The 18,182-nt window shown below is 62.2% G+C and carries 17 protein-coding genes; 4 read left to right on the top strand and 13 right to left on the bottom strand.

The annotated features are described in order from the left end of the window. Positions 1-146: 146 nt before the first annotated feature. Positions 147-1,130: a TAXI family TRAP transporter solute-binding subunit gene (locus KUV41_RS07085; RefSeq protein ID WP_206939807.1), complete on the bottom strand. Its 984-nt coding sequence runs from the start codon at positions 1,128-1,130 to the stop codon at positions 147-149. 387 nt (positions 1,131-1,517) lie between these two features. On the opposite strand from KUV41_RS07085, the gene KUV41_RS07080 reads away from it, so the two are divergent. Both KUV41_RS07080 and KUV41_RS07075 read left to right on the top strand, forming a co-directional pair. Beyond that, on the top strand, positions 1,518-2,357 hold the full coding sequence (locus KUV41_RS07080; protein ID WP_222485251.1) for a carbon-nitrogen hydrolase family protein: 840 nt from the start codon (positions 1,518-1,520) through the stop codon (positions 2,355-2,357). 97 nt (positions 2,358-2,454) lie between these two features. Further along, the gene (locus KUV41_RS07075) at positions 2,455-2,982 is read left to right on the top strand and encodes a macro domain-containing protein (protein WP_222485249.1); all 528 of its coding nucleotides are present in this window, start codon (positions 2,455-2,457) and stop codon (positions 2,980-2,982) included. Positions 2,983-3,050: 68 nt separating this feature from the next. Here the strand turns inward: KUV41_RS07075 and KUV41_RS07070 are convergent, their stop codons facing one another. From KUV41_RS07070 to KUV41_RS07060, 3 genes are all read right to left on the bottom strand, one after another. Then, entirely contained in the window at positions 3,051-4,346 is a 1,296-nt protein-coding gene (locus tag KUV41_RS07070; protein ID WP_222237201.1) for a TRAP transporter large permease, read from the bottom strand. Next, a complete protein-coding gene (locus KUV41_RS07065) occupies positions 4,336-4,812 on the bottom strand; it encodes a TRAP transporter small permease (protein ID WP_206939811.1) in 477 nt (158 codons plus the stop codon). Before KUV41_RS07065 ends, KUV41_RS07070 begins: the two co-directional genes overlap by 11 nt. 113 nt (positions 4,813-4,925) lie before the next feature. Further along, the gene (locus tag KUV41_RS07060) at positions 4,926-5,957 is read right to left on the bottom strand and encodes a DctP family TRAP transporter solute-binding subunit (protein ID WP_374107036.1); all 1,032 of its coding nucleotides are present in this window, start codon (positions 5,955-5,957) and stop codon (positions 4,926-4,928) included. A gap of 360 nt (positions 5,958-6,317) precedes the next feature. Between KUV41_RS07060 and KUV41_RS07055 the strand changes: the two genes are divergently transcribed. Next, on the top strand, positions 6,318-7,076 hold the full coding sequence (locus KUV41_RS07055) for an outer membrane protein OmpK (RefSeq protein WP_222485247.1): 759 nt from the start codon (positions 6,318-6,320) through the stop codon (positions 7,074-7,076). Positions 7,077-7,163: 87 nt separating this feature from the next. Continuing rightward, positions 7,164-8,042: a DMT family transporter gene (locus KUV41_RS07050; RefSeq protein ID WP_222485245.1), complete on the top strand. Its 879-nt coding sequence runs from the start codon at positions 7,164-7,166 to the stop codon at positions 8,040-8,042. On the opposite strand, the gene KUV41_RS07045 is transcribed toward KUV41_RS07050, so the two are convergent. The 9 genes from KUV41_RS07045 to gcl form a co-directional block, all read right to left on the bottom strand. After that, on the bottom strand, positions 8,039-8,551 hold the full coding sequence (locus tag KUV41_RS07045; protein ID WP_206939814.1) for a DUF192 domain-containing protein: 513 nt from the start codon (positions 8,549-8,551) through the stop codon (positions 8,039-8,041). The genes KUV41_RS07050 and KUV41_RS07045 overlap by 4 nt on opposite strands. A 12-nt stretch (positions 8,552-8,563) precedes the next feature. Continuing rightward, positions 8,564-9,721: an ABC transporter ATP-binding protein gene (locus KUV41_RS07040; RefSeq protein ID WP_222485243.1), complete on the bottom strand. Its 1,158-nt coding sequence runs from the start codon at positions 9,719-9,721 to the stop codon at positions 8,564-8,566. Continuing rightward, positions 9,718-10,389: a molybdate ABC transporter permease subunit gene (gene modB, locus KUV41_RS07035; protein ID WP_222237195.1), complete on the bottom strand. Its 672-nt coding sequence runs from the start codon at positions 10,387-10,389 to the stop codon at positions 9,718-9,720. The genes KUV41_RS07040 and modB overlap by 4 nt, the downstream gene beginning before the upstream one ends. A gap of 6 nt (positions 10,390-10,395) precedes the next feature. Continuing rightward, entirely contained in the window at positions 10,396-11,202 is an 807-nt protein-coding gene (gene modA / locus KUV41_RS07030; protein ID WP_222485241.1) for a molybdate ABC transporter substrate-binding protein, read from the bottom strand. Positions 11,203-11,242: 40 nt separating this feature from the next. Next, positions 11,243-11,965, bottom strand: a complete 723-nt coding sequence (locus tag KUV41_RS07025) for a GntR family transcriptional regulator (RefSeq protein ID WP_206939828.1) — start codon at positions 11,963-11,965, stop codon at positions 11,243-11,245. A 179-nt stretch (positions 11,966-12,144) separates the two neighbouring features. Continuing rightward, entirely contained in the window at positions 12,145-13,620 is a 1,476-nt protein-coding gene (pyk, locus tag KUV41_RS07020) for a pyruvate kinase (protein WP_206939830.1), read from the bottom strand. Positions 13,621-14,516: 896 nt separating this feature from the next. Continuing rightward, positions 14,517-15,416 (bottom strand): 2-hydroxy-3-oxopropionate reductase, encoded by a 900-nt coding sequence (locus tag KUV41_RS07015; protein ID WP_222485239.1) that lies wholly within the window; start codon positions 15,414-15,416, stop codon positions 14,517-14,519. Between the two features lie 84 nt (positions 15,417-15,500). After that, positions 15,501-16,283 (bottom strand): hydroxypyruvate isomerase, encoded by a 783-nt coding sequence (hyi, locus tag KUV41_RS07010; RefSeq protein WP_206939834.1) that lies wholly within the window; start codon positions 16,281-16,283, stop codon positions 15,501-15,503. Positions 16,284-16,388: 105 nt separating this feature from the next. After that, on the bottom strand, positions 16,389-18,164 hold the full coding sequence (gene gcl / locus KUV41_RS07005; RefSeq protein WP_222485237.1) for a glyoxylate carboligase: 1,776 nt from the start codon (positions 18,162-18,164) through the stop codon (positions 16,389-16,391). Positions 18,165-18,182: the final 18 nt, after the last annotated feature.

Genomic DNA, 18,182 nt, shown 5'->3' with positions numbered 1-18,182 from the left:
CCCCTGAGGCCCGAATGAACGGGCGCGTTGCAGATGCTGACGAGACAGTGACTGGCTCATCTCGTCGCCGGTCCACAACGCACTGCGCGGCCGCCCACTGGCTGACCGCGCAGAAATGCATCGGATATCCGTGTAACGGTAATCCGTTACTCGATCCAGCCCTGCTCACGATAGTAGCGAGCGGCACCTTCGTGCAGCGGGGCAGACAGGCCATTGGAGACCATGTCCTTCGGATCCAGCGTTTCGAAGGCCGGGTGCAGGCGCTTGAAGCGGTCGAAGTTGTCGAACACTGCCTTGACGGTCTGGTAGACCAGTTCGTCGTCGGCTTCAGCGCTGGTCACGAAGGTGGCCGCGACACCGAAGGTTTCGACGTCCTCGTCGTTGCCCTTGTACAGGCCGCCCGGGATGGTGGACATGGAATAGTAGGGATATTCCTCGACCAGTCCCTTGATGGCGTCATCGTTAAGGGGCACCAGGCGCGCGTCGACCGTGGTGGTGGCTTCCTGGATGGAGCCATTGGGGTGGCCGACCACATAGGCCATGGCATCGATGTTGTTGTCCGCCAGGGCAGAGGCCATTTCGGCCGCGTCCAGCTGGGAAGCCAGGGAGAAGGTGTCTTCGGTCCAGCCCTTGGCGTCCATCACCACTTCCATGGTGTTGCGCTGACCGGAACCCGGATTACCGATGTTGACGCGCTTGCCAGCCAGGTCATCCAGGCTCTCGATGCCGGAATCAGCACGGGCCAGGATCGTCAGCGGCTCACCATGCACCTTGAAGACGGCGCGCAGATCTTCGTAGGCGTCACCTTCGAAGTTGCCAGTGCCGTTGTAGGCCTGATACTGCACATCAGACTGCGCCACACCCATGGTCAACTCGCCGCTGCGAATGCCATTGACGTTGGCCACAGAACCCCCAGTAGAGGGCGCGTTACAGCGAATGTTCGTCTCGTCGCTATTACGGTTGACGAAGCGGCAGACGGACTGCCCAACGACGTAATACACGCCGGTCTGACCACCGGTGCCGATGGTGATGAACTGTTCCTGATCCTGGGCCATGGCCGGGGACGCGAACATGGCAGTTCCCAGAATGGCGCTGGACAGAGCAGCGGCGGAGAAAGCATGGCGCTTCATGGTCACACCTCTTTTGGTATTGTCGACGTTGACAGCATGGAACTCTACCCTGCCCCTCCTGGGCCGGCAAAGCGTCCAATCGTCACTACTTTAGCGGGAAATTCACCTGAAGGGTCCAGGCATATCCATTGTAAAACGAGAGTTTAGCTACCGCTAACGTTTAGTGGGCGTTAATTTTACGACGACCTTTCCTCCTTACCCGACCATCAGCCTGTGACAGGCCATCCAGCAAAGCCGCCGCGGCTGCCCTGCCACCTTGCATCAGCGTCCTTGCAGACACCAGCACTCATCGTGAGCATAGTCGCTGCGGACAAAGGTGCCACACCCATGACTGTCGTCACGCCTGTACGGCAGGTACTCTTGGACATTTCCTGACACGAGAATCCGATGCGACTACTGGCCTGTCAGACCGCGATCCCCATCACCCGGACCCGCAGCGAACAGCTCGGCTACCTGACACGGCTCGCGCAAGACCTGCGCCAGGCGGCCCGTCACCATCAACCAGATCTCATCGTACTGCCGGAACTGTCGTCGCAGGAATACAGCGATGCCGCCTTTGATCACCTCGACCAACTGGACGACGATCTCAAGGGGCCGGTGGTGCAGCTGCATCGAGACCTGGCCTCCGAGCTCGGCTGCGTCATCGCCTTTGGTCTCGCCCGCCGCGCAGCGGATACTCCCGCAGGCTTGAGACGACACATCAGCCAGGTGGTGGTAGGACCAGACGGCGAGATCAGCGCTGTCTATGACAAGTTACATTGCGCGCAATTCGGCGCGAGTGCCGAGGCGGGCCATTTTGCACCAGGAGACCGCCTGGTCACGTTCGATGTAGCGGGATGGAGGGTCGGTATCATGATCTGCTACGACCTGCGCTTCGGCGAGCTGGCGGCCCGTTACCGCCAGCAGGGGGTGGATCTGATGCTCCATCCAGTGGCCTTTACTCGCGACTTTTCCTTCGCCAGCTGGCATAGCTTCATCACGACCCGTGCCATGGAGCATCAATGCTATTGGCTGAGCCTCAATCGTGCGGGGGACGACTGGGGGCACTCCACTCTGTGTCCGCCCCTATTGACGACCGATATCCCAGCCCGACCACTGAGCCACCAGGAAGGCATCGTCTGCTGGGAGCTGGATCGCCAACAGCTGATGGAGGCACGTACGCGCCTACCGCTGGCCCGCGACCGCCGCGACGATATCGACCGCCTGCCCGTCCACCCCTTGCCCTAGAAGGCCCTAGCCGCCACTCTTGCGTGAGGCCTTTCTCAATCCCTTCGCCACCCTTCCCCCCCCCCCTCTCACCCCCTAGCCACGCCAAGGAGGCCCCATGTCTCACCCGTTGATGGAATGCGTGACCGGCGATATATCACAGCAGTCAGACGTCGACGCAGTCGTGAACGCCGCCAATGCTCAACTGGAGAGCGGCGGCGGCGTCGCAGGAGCGCTGCACCGAGCGGCGGGACCGGAACTGGCCAAGGCAGGCAGGCCCTTGGCCCCCATCGCCCCGGGCCAGGCTGTGATAACCCCCGGCTTCAACCTGCCTGCGCCCTGGGTCATTCATTGCCTGGGCCCCGTCTACGGCCACGACGAACCGAGTGCCGAACTGCTGGCCAGCTGCTATCGACAGTCACTTGCGCTGGCCAGTGAGCAGGGTATCCGCCGCCTGGCGTTTCCCGCCCTGTCCACCGGCATCTTTGGCTATCCGGTCGAGGAAGCCGCAGAGATTGCCATCACTACCGTGCTCAGCGAACTGGCCCGCTACGACAGCATCGAACTGGTGCGCTTCGTGCTGTTCGACGACACCACCCGCGACCTCCACCAGCGTTGGCTCGAGACTCTGACCGATCACCCTTGAGCGGCAACGACAGCCGGTACCGTCCTCGGGCGCTGCTGGCTGCCGCTCCCCCTGCGCTAGACGTTGTGCTAGACGTTGTACCCCAGGATCCTGGGCAACCACAGGGCGATCTCAGGGAAAATCGCCACCAACGCCAATGCCGATGCCATGGCCGCGACAAAGATCAGCGCCCAGCCGACGGTCTGTTCGAGTCGTACCTTGGCGACCTCAGTGGTCACCATCAAATTGACCGCCACGGGTGGCGTGAACTGGCCGATGGCAATATTCATGGCCAGCAGAATGCCGAACCAGACAGGGTTCCAGCCAAAGTGCTGCATCACCGGAATCAGGATCGGCATCATGATCAGATAGATCGAAATGGCATCCAGCAACATGCCCGCCGCCAGCACAGCAAGCATGATCAGTACCAGCAGCAAGGCACCGTTGTCAGACAGACCGATGACCCATTCGGCAAGGTGGCGGAAGGTTCCCAGCATGGTGCCTGACCAGGCGAAGATACCCGCCAGCGCGATGATCAGCATGACCACGCCGGACACGATGGCAGCCTCACCCATCAGCCCCCAGAGGTCCTTCAGGGACAGCTCGCGGGTCACCACCAGGCCGACGATGACACCATAGGCGACGGCGACCACCGCAGCCTCGGTGGGGGTAAACAGCCCACTGCGCAGCCCTCCTAGAATGATGACCGGCGCGAACAGCGCGGGCAGCGCCTCCCGAAAGCTCTTGCCGATCGGCGGGCGCTCGACGTCGCGGGGGTCTTCCCAGCCATAGTGGCGCGACAGCCACAGCGCCGGTATCAGCAACGAGGCGCCAGCCAGCACGCCAGGAAACAGTCCCGCCGCAAACAGCGCTCGAAGGTCCACCCCAGGCACCACAATGGAGTAGAGAATCAAGGCCACCGAAGGTGGAATCAGAATGGCGGTGGAGGCGGATGACGCAATCAAGGTCGCCGAAAACGGTCGTGGATAGCCTGCTCGGGTCATGCTGGGCAGCATCACCATGGCCACAGCGGCAGCATCCGCCGGACCGGAGCCGCTCATGCCTCCCATGATCATGCACACCACCACCGCAACCACCGCCAGCCCACCGTGTCGTGGACCCACCAGGGCCTGCGCGAAGCGCACCAGCCGAGCCGCGACACCGGCGCGCTCGAAGATGAGGCCGGTCAGGATAAACAGCGGAATCGCAATCAGCGGATACTTTGCCACGCTGTTGTAGGTATTGGTGCCCAGGGTCGCCAGCATCGCCGGGGATAGCCCCGTGATAATGCCTACGGCGCCAGACAGGCCCAGCGAGAACGCCACCGGCACCCCGGCCACCAGCAGCAGCAGAAAGGCCGCCAGCATCCAAAGATCAGGTGTCATCGCGGCTCTCCCCTCGCAGGCGCTCGACGCAGGCTTGAACCTGGCGCAGCAGCATCAGGGCAGACAATAGCGGCAGCCATATCAGGTACCACCACTGCGGCAAACCAAGCCCAGGAGACAGGGACTGCCACTGGTACTCCTGCCAGGTCATCACTCCGCTGAACCAGGTGATCATGCCGAGCACGACCACTCCGCAGCATCCCTGGAACAGGATCAGCACGCGTTGACCTGCTGCTGGCAGCTTGCGCTCCAGCAGCCCGATACGAATATGGCGATGGCGTCGCAACGCCACGGATGCGCCGGCAAAGGTCAGAATCACCAGCAAGAAGACAGAAAACTCCTCGGTAAACGCAAAGGAGCCTCCCGTGATGTAGCGCACTACCACGTTGACCAGGCTGATCACGCCAATGATCAGGATCGCCAGGGTAGCGAGGATACGCTCGAGTCGAGCATCAGGACGTTTCATTGGAACGGTACGTCGGTCGGGGGTGAGGACAACGCCGGCCCTCCCGCAGGATAGGCCGGCATGGCAGTCCACCTGTCACACCAGCGGCGCAACAAGGGACAGCGGAGGAGGCTTCAGCGAGACTCGATGGCGCTGCGGGCAGCGTCCACCAGGTCCTCCCCAATCCTCGGCACCCACTTGTCGTAGACGCTTTCCGTCGCGGTGACGAAGGCCTGATGCTGGTCGTCGGTCAGGTCGGTGACGGTGACACCACGCTCCTGAATGGCCGCCAGACGCTCGCTCTCCTGCTCCCGGGTCATCGCCACTTCCCAGGCTCCAGCCTCCACCGCGGTGTCCCTCAGCAGCGCTTTTTCGTCATCCGACAGGGTGCCCCAGACTTGCTGGTTGGCAGCAAAGATCAGCGGATCATTCATGTAATTCCACAGCGTCACATGCTCTTGCCCCACCTGGTCGATACGCGCCACATCAAACACCGACAGCGGGTTCTCCTGACCGTCTACCGCCCCCGTGGTCAGGGCAGGCTTGGCGTCCGCCCAGCTCATCTGCGTCGGGTTGGCGCCCAGGGCAGTAAAGGTGTCCTGGAACAGCGGCGATCCGACCACGCGGATCTTCAAGCCTTCGAGATCACCCGGTTCGTCAATGACACCGCGAGAGTTGGACAGCTGACGAAAGCCATTCTCCCCCCATGCCAGGGGCACCACACCACGGGACTCGATCGCCTGAAACACCAGCTCGCCTGCCTCTCCGGTGGTCACGGCATCGACCGCTTGCTCATCCGGCATCAGAAACGGCAACGAGAACAGGTTGAGTTCAGGCACCTGGGGCGACCAGTTGATGGTCGAGCCAACGGCCAGATCGATCAGGCCGGAGCGCATGGCAGAAAACTCACGGGTCTGGTCACCGCTGACCAGCTGGGAGTTGGGGAAGACCCGCAGCGTCAGCTCGCCATCGGATCGTTCCTCCACCAGGTCGGCCCATTTCTGCGCCGCCTGGCCCCAGGGAAAGGCATCGGATAGCACCGTGGAGACCTTGAGCTCACGCGCCTCGGCATCCGCCGAGACACCCAGACTACCAAGCACCAGAGCGGCGCCAACCAAGGTGAGGGAACAACGAGCGGGCGCTCGAAGGCCAAACAGAGAAGACATGACGTGTCCTTGCGTTGATGCTCCCTTGGCGGCACGCGGCAAGCGCGGAGACGCGACAGCTCGGCCGACTGGGAGTCGATTATGGAGATAGGCGAACAACATGGGTCCTGACCGCTGTTCAATATGCCTGCAAACCATAATCCACCACAAGAGGAAAGCCTTCGGTCTCGCACCGGCATGAGCGGAAACGGAGAGGCAGCCACCTCCTTCACCCACCTCGAACATGCACACATCTTCCTGCCAAAAATGTATACAAACTCATTGACCTGTCGCTGGCCATCGGAAAAGCTGATCTAGGTGTTTACGGAAATATTTTCCATTAGATGCATGACGACAACCACAATGACAACGAGGACTCTCATGCGACAGCTGCCCTATTGCCTTGCCGCCTTGACGGCAACCGCGCTGAGCCTTCCGGCCCAGGCCGCTCTCTATAGCACGACCAAGGTCGAAGCCCTCTATGGCTGGGACTATGAGGACCAGGCCGATGCCGGCTTCGGTATCGACAACCGCCGCCACGGTATCCTGACGATCGCCAATGCGAGCGGCTGGACCTATGCCGACAGCTTCTTCTTCGCCGACTTCACCAACTACGACCGGGGCACCGAGGAAGAACAGGACTACGGCAGCACCCATGCGGAATTCAACGTGAGGGGAAACATCGGCAAGGTGCTCGGACAGGATCTGTCCTTCGGCCCCGTGAGCAACGTTTACCTGAACGGCCAGATCGACCTGGATCGCAACTCCGCCACCCGCAAGACCACTCATATGGTGGGGCTTGGCGTGGATCTCGACGTGCCGGGCTTTCGCTTCTTCAAGGTACAGGCCATGTACCGCGACGATGACAGCGACAAGGCCGACGGCAGCTCGGAGCAGCTGACGCTAGCCTGGAACCGACCATTTCAGCTGTGGCACGAGAACTTCAGCTTCGAAGGGTTCATGGACGTCACCTCCAAGGAAGGCGACCTGGAGTCCCAGGTGCTGGCACAGCCCCAGCTGGTCTGGCACGCCACCGAGCATGTCGGCCTGGGTCTCGAATACCAATACTGGCACAACAAGTTCGGCCTGAAGGACACCGACGAATCCCTGCCGCAGGCACTGGTACGCTGGACCTTCTAGGCATCTGCTGGGCTTCCCCCGTCATCGCCCCCTTCGGCCGGACGGGGGGCTCTGCTATCCTGCTGGCTTTGCCAACAAGGATTTCCAGTGCCTCTACGTGACCTTCTTCTCGGGCTCTGCGTCATCGTCATCTGGGCGTTGAACATCATCGTCATCAAGCTTGGAGTCACGGACATGCCTCCTCTGCTGCTGACCACCCTGAGACTGGCACTGGTCGCCGCCCTGCTGGTGCCCTTTCATCCGGTGTCACGACACCAATTGCCCTTCCTGCTACTACTGTCCGTCACCTTCGGGGTAATGAACTTTGCCCTGCTGATCATTGGCCTGTCCCAAGCGGAAGCCGGTACCGGCGCCCTGCTGGTACAGATGGGCACGCCCTTCGCCACGCTACTGGCCGTGATCTTCCTGAAAGAACGCCTGGGCATCAAACGTCTGGTGGGTCTGCTGCTGTCCTTCGGCGGGATTGCGGTATTGGCGGGCGGCCCCAGCCTGCCCGCGCCGCTGCCAACAGCGTTGCTGTTACTCAGCGCACTGGGCTGGGCCGTCTCGCAGCTGCTGATCAAGCTGGGGCCTTCGGTGTCGCCCATGGCGATGGCTGGCTGGATTGCCCTGTTTGCCACTCCCCAGCTGGCCTTGGCCTCCTGGTGGTTCGAGGACCATCACCTGCAGGCGATGCTGGACGCCGGGGTCAAGGGATGGGGGGCGGTGCTCTACACCGCGTTGATGTCATCCATCCTGGCATACGGCATCTGGTTTGGGCTGGTCAGACGTCACGCCGTCAACCGCGTGGTGCCACTGACCTTGCTGGTACCGGTGCTGGCGGTGGTGCTGGGCATCCTGCTGCTGGACGACAGCGTCGACCCCTTCAAGCTCGGCGGCGGCGGTATGGTCGTGGCCGGGGTCGCCCTGATCGTCATCCGCTTCACACCGCGCCGCCGGGCGGACAGCAGCACGTCAACCACCTAGCCCTGGCAGGTTCCCTCACTCCCCGGCCAGCTGACGCAGTCGCCGGGGCCAACGCCCAAGGCGTCAAAGGTGCCGGCCCGAACTTCCAGCGCCGCATGATATCGCTCGGCGGGACGCGTGGTCGGGCAACCAGAGGCGCTTCCCTCGCAGGGGTCCATGCGACGCACTTCCTGAATTCGGCCATCGGCACCAATGAAGGCAATATCCAACGGCAGCAAGGTTTGATACATCCAGAAGCCGTTGTGCACGCCCTGGGGGCTCTGGTAGAGGAACAGCATGCCGGCATCGTCTGCCAGCTGCTCCCTGCCCATCAAGCCCTGATTGCGCTCCTTTGCGTCGTCAGCCACTTCTACCGTGAATCGGGTCGGGCCCTGGGCCCCATGGATCACCAGGGTCACCGTCTCCAGACCTGGCGCATTGGCAAGAGCCTGTGACAGCAACCCAGTGGAGGACAGGGCCACCGGCGTCAACGCCAGCGACGCCAGGAAACGACGGCGGGAAAGAGTCATGCAGGCCTCCAATCAAGGGCTATCGTCATCACGTGAGGATGGCAGCATATCTGCTTGCATGACATGGATACCAGCGGCAAGCAGCGACACCCTGACCCAGCCGCCCTTCACCAGACCATTGCGGCGCGCCGCATGGGTCGCGATGTCGAAGCGCAATGGCTGCGGTTCATGAGGGACCCTGAGGGTGACCGAGCTCTGCCCTCCCAACACCAGCAGCTCGTCGACCCGGGCTGTCACCAGGTTTTCGCGAATGCCACGGGAGGGCCGATCACTTCGTTGCAGCACAATATCAGACGCCGGCAGATACCAGGTCAGGTGACTGCCCACCGGATAGGCGTCCAGCCCCTGAGCCACTTCAAGACACCACTCACCCCAGCTGAGCCTGAGCCCTTGGGAGGTCGCCACCACGCGCCCCGAAAACACATTGGGGCGATCGAGCAGCCTGGCTACGGCTGGGCTGGCTGGCCGCCGAAACAGTGCTTCAGGCGCCCCCTGCTGCAAGGAGCGTCCCGCGTGGAGGACACACAGGCGATCCGCCAGCGCGCTGGCTTCATTGAGATCATGGGTGACCAGCACGATAGGAATGCTGAGCCGCTCGCGCAGTTGCACCAGCTCGCGCTGCAAGCGCCGACGAGTGACCTGATCGACCGCCGAAAACGGCTCATCGAGCAGCAGCACCTTGGGCTCCCGAGCCAAGGCCCTGGCCAGCGCCACACGCTGGCGTTGGCCGCCGGACAGCTGCCGCGGCAAACGCCGCTCCAACCCCTCGAGATTGACCCTTTCCAGCCAGTCAGCGGCTCGACGTCGGCGCTCGCTGCGTGGCAGGTGCCCCATGGCGGTGGCAATGTTGTCCGCTGCATCAAGGTGAGGAAACAGGGCATAGTCCTGAAACACCATCCCCACTCGCCGTTGCTGGGGCGACCAGTCATGGCCTTGATCAGCGTCGTACCATGTCTCCAGCCCGCAGCTGACCCAGCCACGGGCGGGAGCGTAGAGTCCGGCGATGGCTCTGAGCAGGGTCGATTTGCCGCTGCCCGAGGGACCTACCAGGGCCAGTAGCTCGCCCGGCCGGCAGTGGAATTCGGCATCCAGCGGAATCGGTCCGGGCTGGGACAGCTTGACCACCAGCCCTTCCCCTTGCTGGCCCGCCGGACGCTCAGCCAACGTCATCGCTCAGCCTGCCAGCGATGACGCGCAGACAGCCCATAGACCACTGCGATGGTAATGAACGAGATCGCCAACAGCAGCGCGGACATCCAGCCTGCGGCGGACTCATCGAAGGCCTGCACATGGTCGTAGATAGAAATAGCCAAGGTACGCGTTTCCCCGTCGATCGCCCCTCCCACCATCAGGATGACCCCGAATTCACCGAGAGTATGTGCAAAGGTCAGCGCCAGGGCCGACACCACCCCCGGCATCACCAGCGGCAGCTCGATAGACAGGAAGGTACGCCATGGCGATAGACCGCTGCACCAGGCGGCCTCTCTCAGATGATCCGGTAACGCTTCGAAGGCGCGCTGGATGGGCTGCACGGCAAACGGAATATTGACGATCAGCGAGGCTAGCAGAATACCGCTGAAGGAGAAGTTCAAGCTGGTCCCGGTCAATCTCTGCCAAACGCCGCCCAGGGGAGCATCAGCACTGAAGGCCAGCATGAGATAGAACCCCATCACGGTGGGAGGCATGACCAGCGGCAACGCGACCAGTGACTCTGGCAGTACTTTCCAGCGAGTGCGGCTCTGCGCCAGGCGCCGCCCCAGCCAGAGCGCTGGAAGCAACAGCCCCGCACTGGTCAGCACGGCCAACTTGAGGGAAACGATCAGCGCCGGTGCATCCATGGGCCATCACCTGCCATCAGCCGGAGAGCCGAACCCCTCGGCTTCAAGCACGGAGATGGCCTCAGCACTTTGCAGGAACTGATAGAACGCGGTAGCACCCGGCCCCGCCTCCTTGAGCAGCACCATGCGCTGCACGATGGGAGCGTGCCAGGAGGCGGGTATCAAGCGCCAACTGGCACGCTTGGCCAGTGCCGGCGCCTTGACCAGAGAGTAGGCGGCGAAGCCTCCTTGAGCCTCCGCCGAGAGCGCGAACTGGGCGGCCTGGGCGACGTTTTCTCCCATCAGTCGCAGCGGCTCGCTGGCGTCCCACAACCCCTCGCGAGTGAGTACCTGCTGTGCAGCCATGCCGTAGGGAGCATGGCGCGGATTGGCCATCGCAATACGCCGTACAGCGTCACCGCGTTGGCGCGCCTCGATGGCCTGGCGCACCCCCGCCAACGGCGCCTGTTCAGACGGCAGCGGGTGATCGGCGCGCTGCAGCCAGACCAGACGCCCATGGGCATACACCTGGCCTGGCTGCTCGGCGAACCCAGACTGCTCCAGCTCCAGCGCCCGGCGTTCGTCAGCCGAAAGAAATAGTGAGAAGGGAGCCCCCTGCTCGATCTGGCGCTTGAGATTCCCGGAGGCGCCGTAGGTCACCACGACCTGCACAGACTCTGCGGGATCGGCATCCGCCCTCTCGGCAAATCTCTCCACCAGTCGCGGCATGACGAATTGCAGAGATGACGCCGCAGCGACATTGACCCGCTCCGCCAGCGCAGGAGGGGCGAAGGCGCAGAGCAGCAAGGACAAGGCGGTCAGGATAGCGCGCATGGTGCAGAAGACTCACGTGGCAGTAGGGTCAAGCGATGACTCAGGCATCCCCGGCAAGTATCGACCTGAGATCGATGCGGCTGTCTCTCGGGCCAAGATCCAGCAACGACTGAAGGCTATCCAGGTGGAGCTCGACATCGCGGCGGCAGGCCTCGCCATCGCCCTCACGCAGATGGCTCAGCAGCCGCGTGTGATCGCCCTCCAGGTAGCAGCTGCCGACGCCCTGCCGCTTGTACAGGGCAATGACGATCGATGTCCGTAGGATCAGATCTGTCAGCATCGCCCCCAGCACCCGATTGGGAGAATGCTCCGCCAGCAGGTGATGAATCGCCAAGGAATGTTCGATCCGCGTCGGTTCGTCACTGGCAAGAAACGCCTCCCGCTCCCGGTCGATACGGTCCTCAAGCTGGACCAGCGCCGGAGCCTCCAGTGTGCCGGCGGTCAGCGCAGCCACCTCACCCTCGACCAATCGGCGCGCCGCAAAGGTCTGACGCGTTTCATCCACATCCGGCGCTCTGACTCGGGCCACTTGGTTGGGGCGCTGATCTACCACGTGTTCTGAGGCCAACCGCGTCAACGCCTTGCGCACCACCGAACGACTGACACCAAATACGTCGCCCAATGTCACCTCAGGCAGGCGGGTCCCCGGAGGCAGCCGTTGGGTCAACACCGCTCGGCGCACCTGGCGCACGATATCGCCATCACTGATCCGTCCACCGGACTTGATCTCGGCCATCACCTCTTGCTGCCAGGCGTTGCTCATTGCTGCCTACCCATTATCGCGGAAAGCTTGACCTTCTCATGTTTTCCCCTATTGCACCACAGAAGAGGCATGTCATGTATACACCGGAAGAGGCAGATCAGACGACAGCGCCCGGTCCATACGGACCGGGCGCCATCCTGACTCGACAATGATCTCGAGTATTACCTAGCAAGCGGCCATCAGCTGCTGACATGCCCCTCGTTGACGTCGAGAATCTTGAGGGTGTTGGTGCCACCATGAGCATTCATGTGGTCGCCGCGGGTCAGGATGACGTGGTCGCCAGGAGCCGCCACGCCATGCTTGACCAGCCGCTCGAGGGCTCGATCATTGAGCTCCGCTGCGGTCATGTCACTGGTATCGAAGGGCAGTGAAATGACGCCGCGATACAGCGCCATACGACGCTGGGCGATCGGGTTGTGCGCCAGACCGACGATGGGCAGACCTGAACGAATGCGCGAGGCGATCAACGGCGTGTAGCCGGTGGACGTCATGCAGGCAATCGCCGCCACACCGGACAAGTGGTTGGCCGCATACATGGCAGACAGGGCGATGGTTTCATCGATCCGCTCGAAGCCTTCATGGATGCGGTGGCCGGATTCCTGAGCGATGCGCTCACGTTCAGCACCAAGACAGACACGGTGCATGGCCTCGATCGTCTCGACCGGATAGTCCCCTGCCGCCGTTTCGGCGGAGAGCATGACCGCATCGGTGGCATCCAGCACCGCGTTGGCCACGTCGAAGACCTCTGCGCGCGTCGGCAACGGCGACTCGATCATCGACTCCATCATCTGTGTCGCAGTGATCACGGCGCGGTTATGGCTACGCGCATGCTTGATGATGCGCTTCTGGGTGCCGATCAGCTTTTCGTCACCGATTTCCACTCCAAGGTCACCACGGGCCACCATGACCGCCTCGCTGGCCTCGATAATGCCGTCCAGGGTCTCGTCATTCGCCACCGCCTCGGCACGCTCAAGCTTGGCGACCAGCCCGATCTCGGCGCCGGCGTCACCCAACAGGCGACGCGCCTCGAGCATGTCCTCTGCGGTCCGTGGGAACGACACGGCCAGGTAATCCACGCCGATATCGATGGCCGTCTTGAGGTCCTGCTTGTCCTTGTCAGTAAGCGCCGGCGCCGACAGCCCGCCGCCCTGCTTGTTGATTCCCTTGTTGTTGGACAACTTGCCGCCCACGACAACCTGGGTGTGGATCTGGCTACCCTCGACACGCTGAACATCCAGCACGACGCGGCCATCGTCCAGTAGCAGGCGATCACCCGAAGCAACGTCCTCAGCCAGCTCCTTGTAATCGCAGCCAACCCGGGCAGCGTCGCCGGACTGAGCATCCAGCGCCACATCGATCACGAAGCTCGCACCCTCTTCCAGGGTGACGGCACCATCGGCGAAACGGGCGATGCGAATCTTGGGCCCCTGCAGATCGCCCAGTGCCGCGACACTGCGCCCAAGCTTGTCGGCAATCGCTCTGACTTCCGTCAGTCGACGGCGGTGATCGTCGGCGCTGCCATGGGAAAAGTTGAGGCGAACCACGTCGACCCCCGCTCGCAGCATCTCTTCCAGGACCCCCTCACGATCACTGGCGGGCCCGAGGGTGGCAACGATCTTGGTACGACGTACGGGGGTATGCGGGAATTGGCTCATGCTGTCCTCGACGGGTTCGAAAATGACGCAAGCAGGTCGGGCGGATCATCACAGAACGTGACGCGCGACCGAGTTCTGTAATTTTACTACAAGGAATATGTCAAAGCGACTACCGCCGCTGATAGGCCACTCCATCTCGCCAACCCTTTGTTGAAAATCAACAAATACTGACGACGGCTAGATCGAAAGGGTAGTGCAACGGCTCCGCGTCTGGGCTATTCCCTCTGGCAAAGGCACCATCCTGTAATTTAACTACAGATAAACAACCGACCACCGGCAGACAATCCATGTGCATGCCCGGTCAGAAGGTGTGTTCACGACAGTCTAACTAGCTCTGCGCGAGAGTCTCAAATCACGAAGGGGGCCCAGCCATTCACCGAGGGCTCTTCTGTAGGGCGATTCTATACCGCCAGGCCTCGGTGGCTCCTCTGTATAGCCAGGCCTCGGTGGCTCCTCTATACAGCCAGGCATCGGTGGCTCCTCTATACAGCCAGGCACCGGTGGCTCCTCTATACAGCCAGGCCTCACACGTTCAGCTCTGGCATCCTCAGGCTGCCTGGAGTGAAGCGATCCGGCAAGCCCCTCTGAATAGGCACTCAGGAGCACCAAAAAGGCCCACCGACAGGCACACAATGGAGGGGGACCCCGTCGGCGAGCAAGGGTCGCAGACGCGACCCAGCAGGCAATAGCGGTGCACGACTTGCCAGGAATGCGGTAGAACTCTCCAGGAGGTCCATGGATGCTGTAGAGATGTCCAGGTGCTTCCCCGGCAACGTCTTGAGTCAGCGTGGCGCTGCCCCAGGACGTATCGACAACGCCATCACCTGCTTGGCAGGGAGCAGTCACGCCCCTGTCATTTCCAAGCGTCAGCCGTGATACCACGGCCTCGGCTGACGCTATTGGCCAATGTCGTGACTCGCCAATGCCTCCAGGGCACGCACGATGCCAGCATGGTCCCACTCCGATCCGCCCAGCGCAGCACAGGATTGAAACAGCTGGGCGGCATTGGCGGTTCCTGGCAGGGCCAGGTTGAGGCCTCTGGCTCCTTCCAAGGCCAGGTTCAGATCTTTCTGATGCAAGCGGATGCGGAAACCGGGGTCAAATGTCCGGTCGATCATCCGCTGCCCATGCACGTCGAGAATCTTCGATTGCGCCAATCCGCCCAGCAGTGCTTCCCGCACCTTGCTGACGTCGGCACCTGCCTTGGAGGCGAACAACAGCCCTTCGGACACCGCCTCGATCGTCAGTGCCACCACGATCTGGTTGGCGACCTTGCAGGTCTGCCCAGCTCCGTGGCCGCCAATCCGCGTAATGGTCTTGCCCATAATCTCAAGTAGCGGCAGGGCTCTCTCGAAGCCTTCCTGGGTCGCCCCCACCATGATGGTCAGGGCGGCATTGATGGCACCTCCCTCGCCCCCGGACACCGGGGCATCGACGTACTCGCCGCCGGCCTCATGAATCCTGCGGGCAAATTCCTGGGTGGCCAGAGGGGCAATCGAACTCATGTCGATGACCAGCGTGCCTGGCTTGAGCCCGTGTACCACGCCCTGCTCCCCGAACAGCACCTCCTCGACGTCCGGGGTATCGGGCACCATGGTGATGATGACGTCACTGACCTGGGCCACGGCGTCAGGACTGTCGAGCTCCTGCATGCCCTTCTCGGCCAAGGCGGCATCAAGCGTGCTCCGCTTGACCGTGGTCAGTTCGTGTCCCGCGTCCAGCAGGTGCCCTGCCATGGGGCGTCCCATGATCCCCAACCCGATAAAACCGATCTTGCTCATTGTTATGCTCCTCATGGTGCCTTGTAACTCTGTGGCGATCGCGACATCCGGCAACGTCGATGCTGCATGTCGCAATGCTGTGCTGACTCACGCGACGCCCTACTGGGCTCTGACGCTATCGAGCCAGCCAAGCCCCTCCTGGGTCGTCGTGGCTGGCTTGTACTCGCATCCGATCCAGCCGCGATAGCCGATGCGATCAAGGTGCTGGAACAGGAAGGGATAGTGGATTTCTCCTGTGCCCGGCTCGTGGCGCCCCGGATTGTCCGCCAGCTGCACGTGGGCAATACGCGACAGGTGACGCTCCATGGTCGGTGCCAGGTCCCCTTCCATGATTTGCATGTGGTAGATGTCGTACTGCAGCTTCAGGTTGTCGCTGGCGACTTCGTCGAACAGCGCCAGCGCCTGCTCCGTGTGATGCAGGAAGAAGCCTGGAATATCGCGAGTATTGATAGGCTCGGCCAGCAGCAGAATGCCGGCTGTCTCGAGCCTGCCCGCGGCATAACGCAGATTGTCGACCAGAGTCCGCTGTGCCTGCGCCTGACTGACGCCCTCTGGCACGATGCCCGCCAGGCAGTTGACCTGGCGGCAGCCCAGGGCCGTCGCGTACTCAATCGCGGTGTCGACGCCGGCGCGAAACTCCTCGATGCGCTCCGGATGACAGGCAATCCCGCGCTCCCCCGCCTCCCAGTCGCCGGCCGGTAGGTTATGCAGCACCTGGACCAGGCCATGGGCCTGCAGTCGCTGCTTGATCTCCGCGGCGGAGTAGTCATAGGGGAAGAGGTACTCGACCCCTTGAAAACCCGCCTTCGCGGCTGCCTCAAATCGATCGAGGAAAGGCAACTCGGTAAACAGCATGCTCAGGTTGGCGGCAAACTTGGCCATGTGGTGCTCCTCTTGGACGTCAAGATGTTCTTTTGTGACCCGCGCCCAGCCAACAACTGGCGTGACGCGGCGTCGACACGTGGTTTCCGGTCAAGTGAAGGCGTGTCACGTCAAGGCAGCGATCGAGCTTGGCGCATCCTCGAGGTTCTCGGCCAAGGCTTCGAACTCATTGATGCCGGCAATATCTGTGCCCATCGCGATATTCGTGACGCGCTCAAGGATGATCTCGACAACGACCGGCACGCGGTGCTCTCGGGCCAGTTGGCGGGCGCGCTCCAGGGCTGGCCCGATCTCGTCAGGCGTGGTGACCCGCAGCGCCTTGCAGCCCAGCCCTTCCACCACGGTCACGTGGTCGACGCCGTAGCCGTTGATCTCTTCGCAGTTGATGTTCTCGAACGACAGCTGGACGCAGTAGTCCATGTCAAAGCCGCGCTGAGCCTGGCGAATCAATCCGAGATAGGCGTTGTTCACCAGAACATGCACATAGGGCAGGTGGAACTGGGCACCTACTGCCAACTCCTCGATCATGAACTGGAAGTCATAGTCACCGGACAGCGCGACCACCTCGGCGTCAGGATCTGCCCGGCATACGCCCAAGGCTGCTGGGATCGTCCAGCCCAACGGACCTGCCTGACCGCAGTTGATCCAGTGACGAGGCTTGTAGACGTGCAAGAATTGGGCGCCAGCAATCTGCGACAGTCCGATGGTAGTGACGTACCGCGTGTCACGCCCGAACACCTTGTTCATTTCCTCGTAGACCCGCTGGGGCTTGACCGGCACATCATCGAAATGGGTCTTGCGCAGCATGGTCTGCTTGCGCTGCTGACAGGCCGCCACCCAGCTGCTGCGTTCCTTCAGACGGCCTTCCTTGGCCCAGTCCCGGGCAATCTCGATCATGGTCACGAGGGCCGCCTTGGCGTCGGACACGATGCCGTAGTCAGGGCCAAAGATACGGCCAATCTGAGTGGGCTCGATGTCGATATGGACGAAGGTTCGTCCCTCGGTGTAGGTCTCGAGATTACCGGTATGCCGGTTGGCCCAGCGATTGCCGACCCCCATGACAAAGTCCGACTCGAGCAGGGTCGCATTGCCATAACGGTGGGAGGTTTGCAGCCCCACCATGCCCGCCATCAAGGGATGATCGTCTGGCAGCACTCCCCACCCCATCAGGGTCGGAATGACCGGAATACCCAGCAATTCGGCCAAGGTCTGCAGCTCGCTAGCGGCATCAGAATTGATGACACCTCCCCCGGCCACCAACAGGGGGCGCTCGGCAGCATTGAGCATCTCCAGCGCCTTTTCACACTGGACACGACTGGCCGTCGGCTTGTAGGCCGGCAGGGGTTCATAGGTGTCAGGATCAAATTCGATCTCGGTGAGCTGCACATCGATCGGCAGATCGATCAGGACCGGCCCTGGGCGTGACGAACGCATCAACTGGAATGCCTGCTGGAACGCCCGCGGTACCTGGGCCGCTTCCCGAACCGTGACAGCCCACTTGGTGACGGGACCGGCAATGGCCTGGATATCTACCGCCTGAAAATCCTCTTTATGCAGCTTGGCGACAGGTGCCTGTCCCGTGATGCAAAGAATGGGGATCGAGTCGGCAGACGCCGAATACAACCCGGTGATCATGTCCGTGCCCGCAGGGCCCGACGTGCCGATGCAGACGCCGATATTGCCTGGCTGGGCCCGCGTGTAGCCCTCTGCCATATGCGAGGCACCTTCCACATGCCGTGCCAGCACATGATCGATGCCGCCCACCCGCCGCATCGCGGCGTAAAACGGGTTGATGGCCGCACCAGGAAGACCAAAAGCGACGTCAATTCCTTCCTTGAGCAATACGTGAACAGCAGCATCCGCAGCGGTCATGCGAGTCATGGAACACCTCCAGGCATC

This window comes from Halomonas sp. DP8Y7-1, assembly GCF_019801685.1.
GTDB classification, from domain to species: Bacteria; Pseudomonadota; Gammaproteobacteria; order Pseudomonadales; family Halomonadaceae; genus Halomonas; species Halomonas litopenaei_A.
This window is presented reverse-complemented; position numbering and strand designations above follow the sequence as displayed.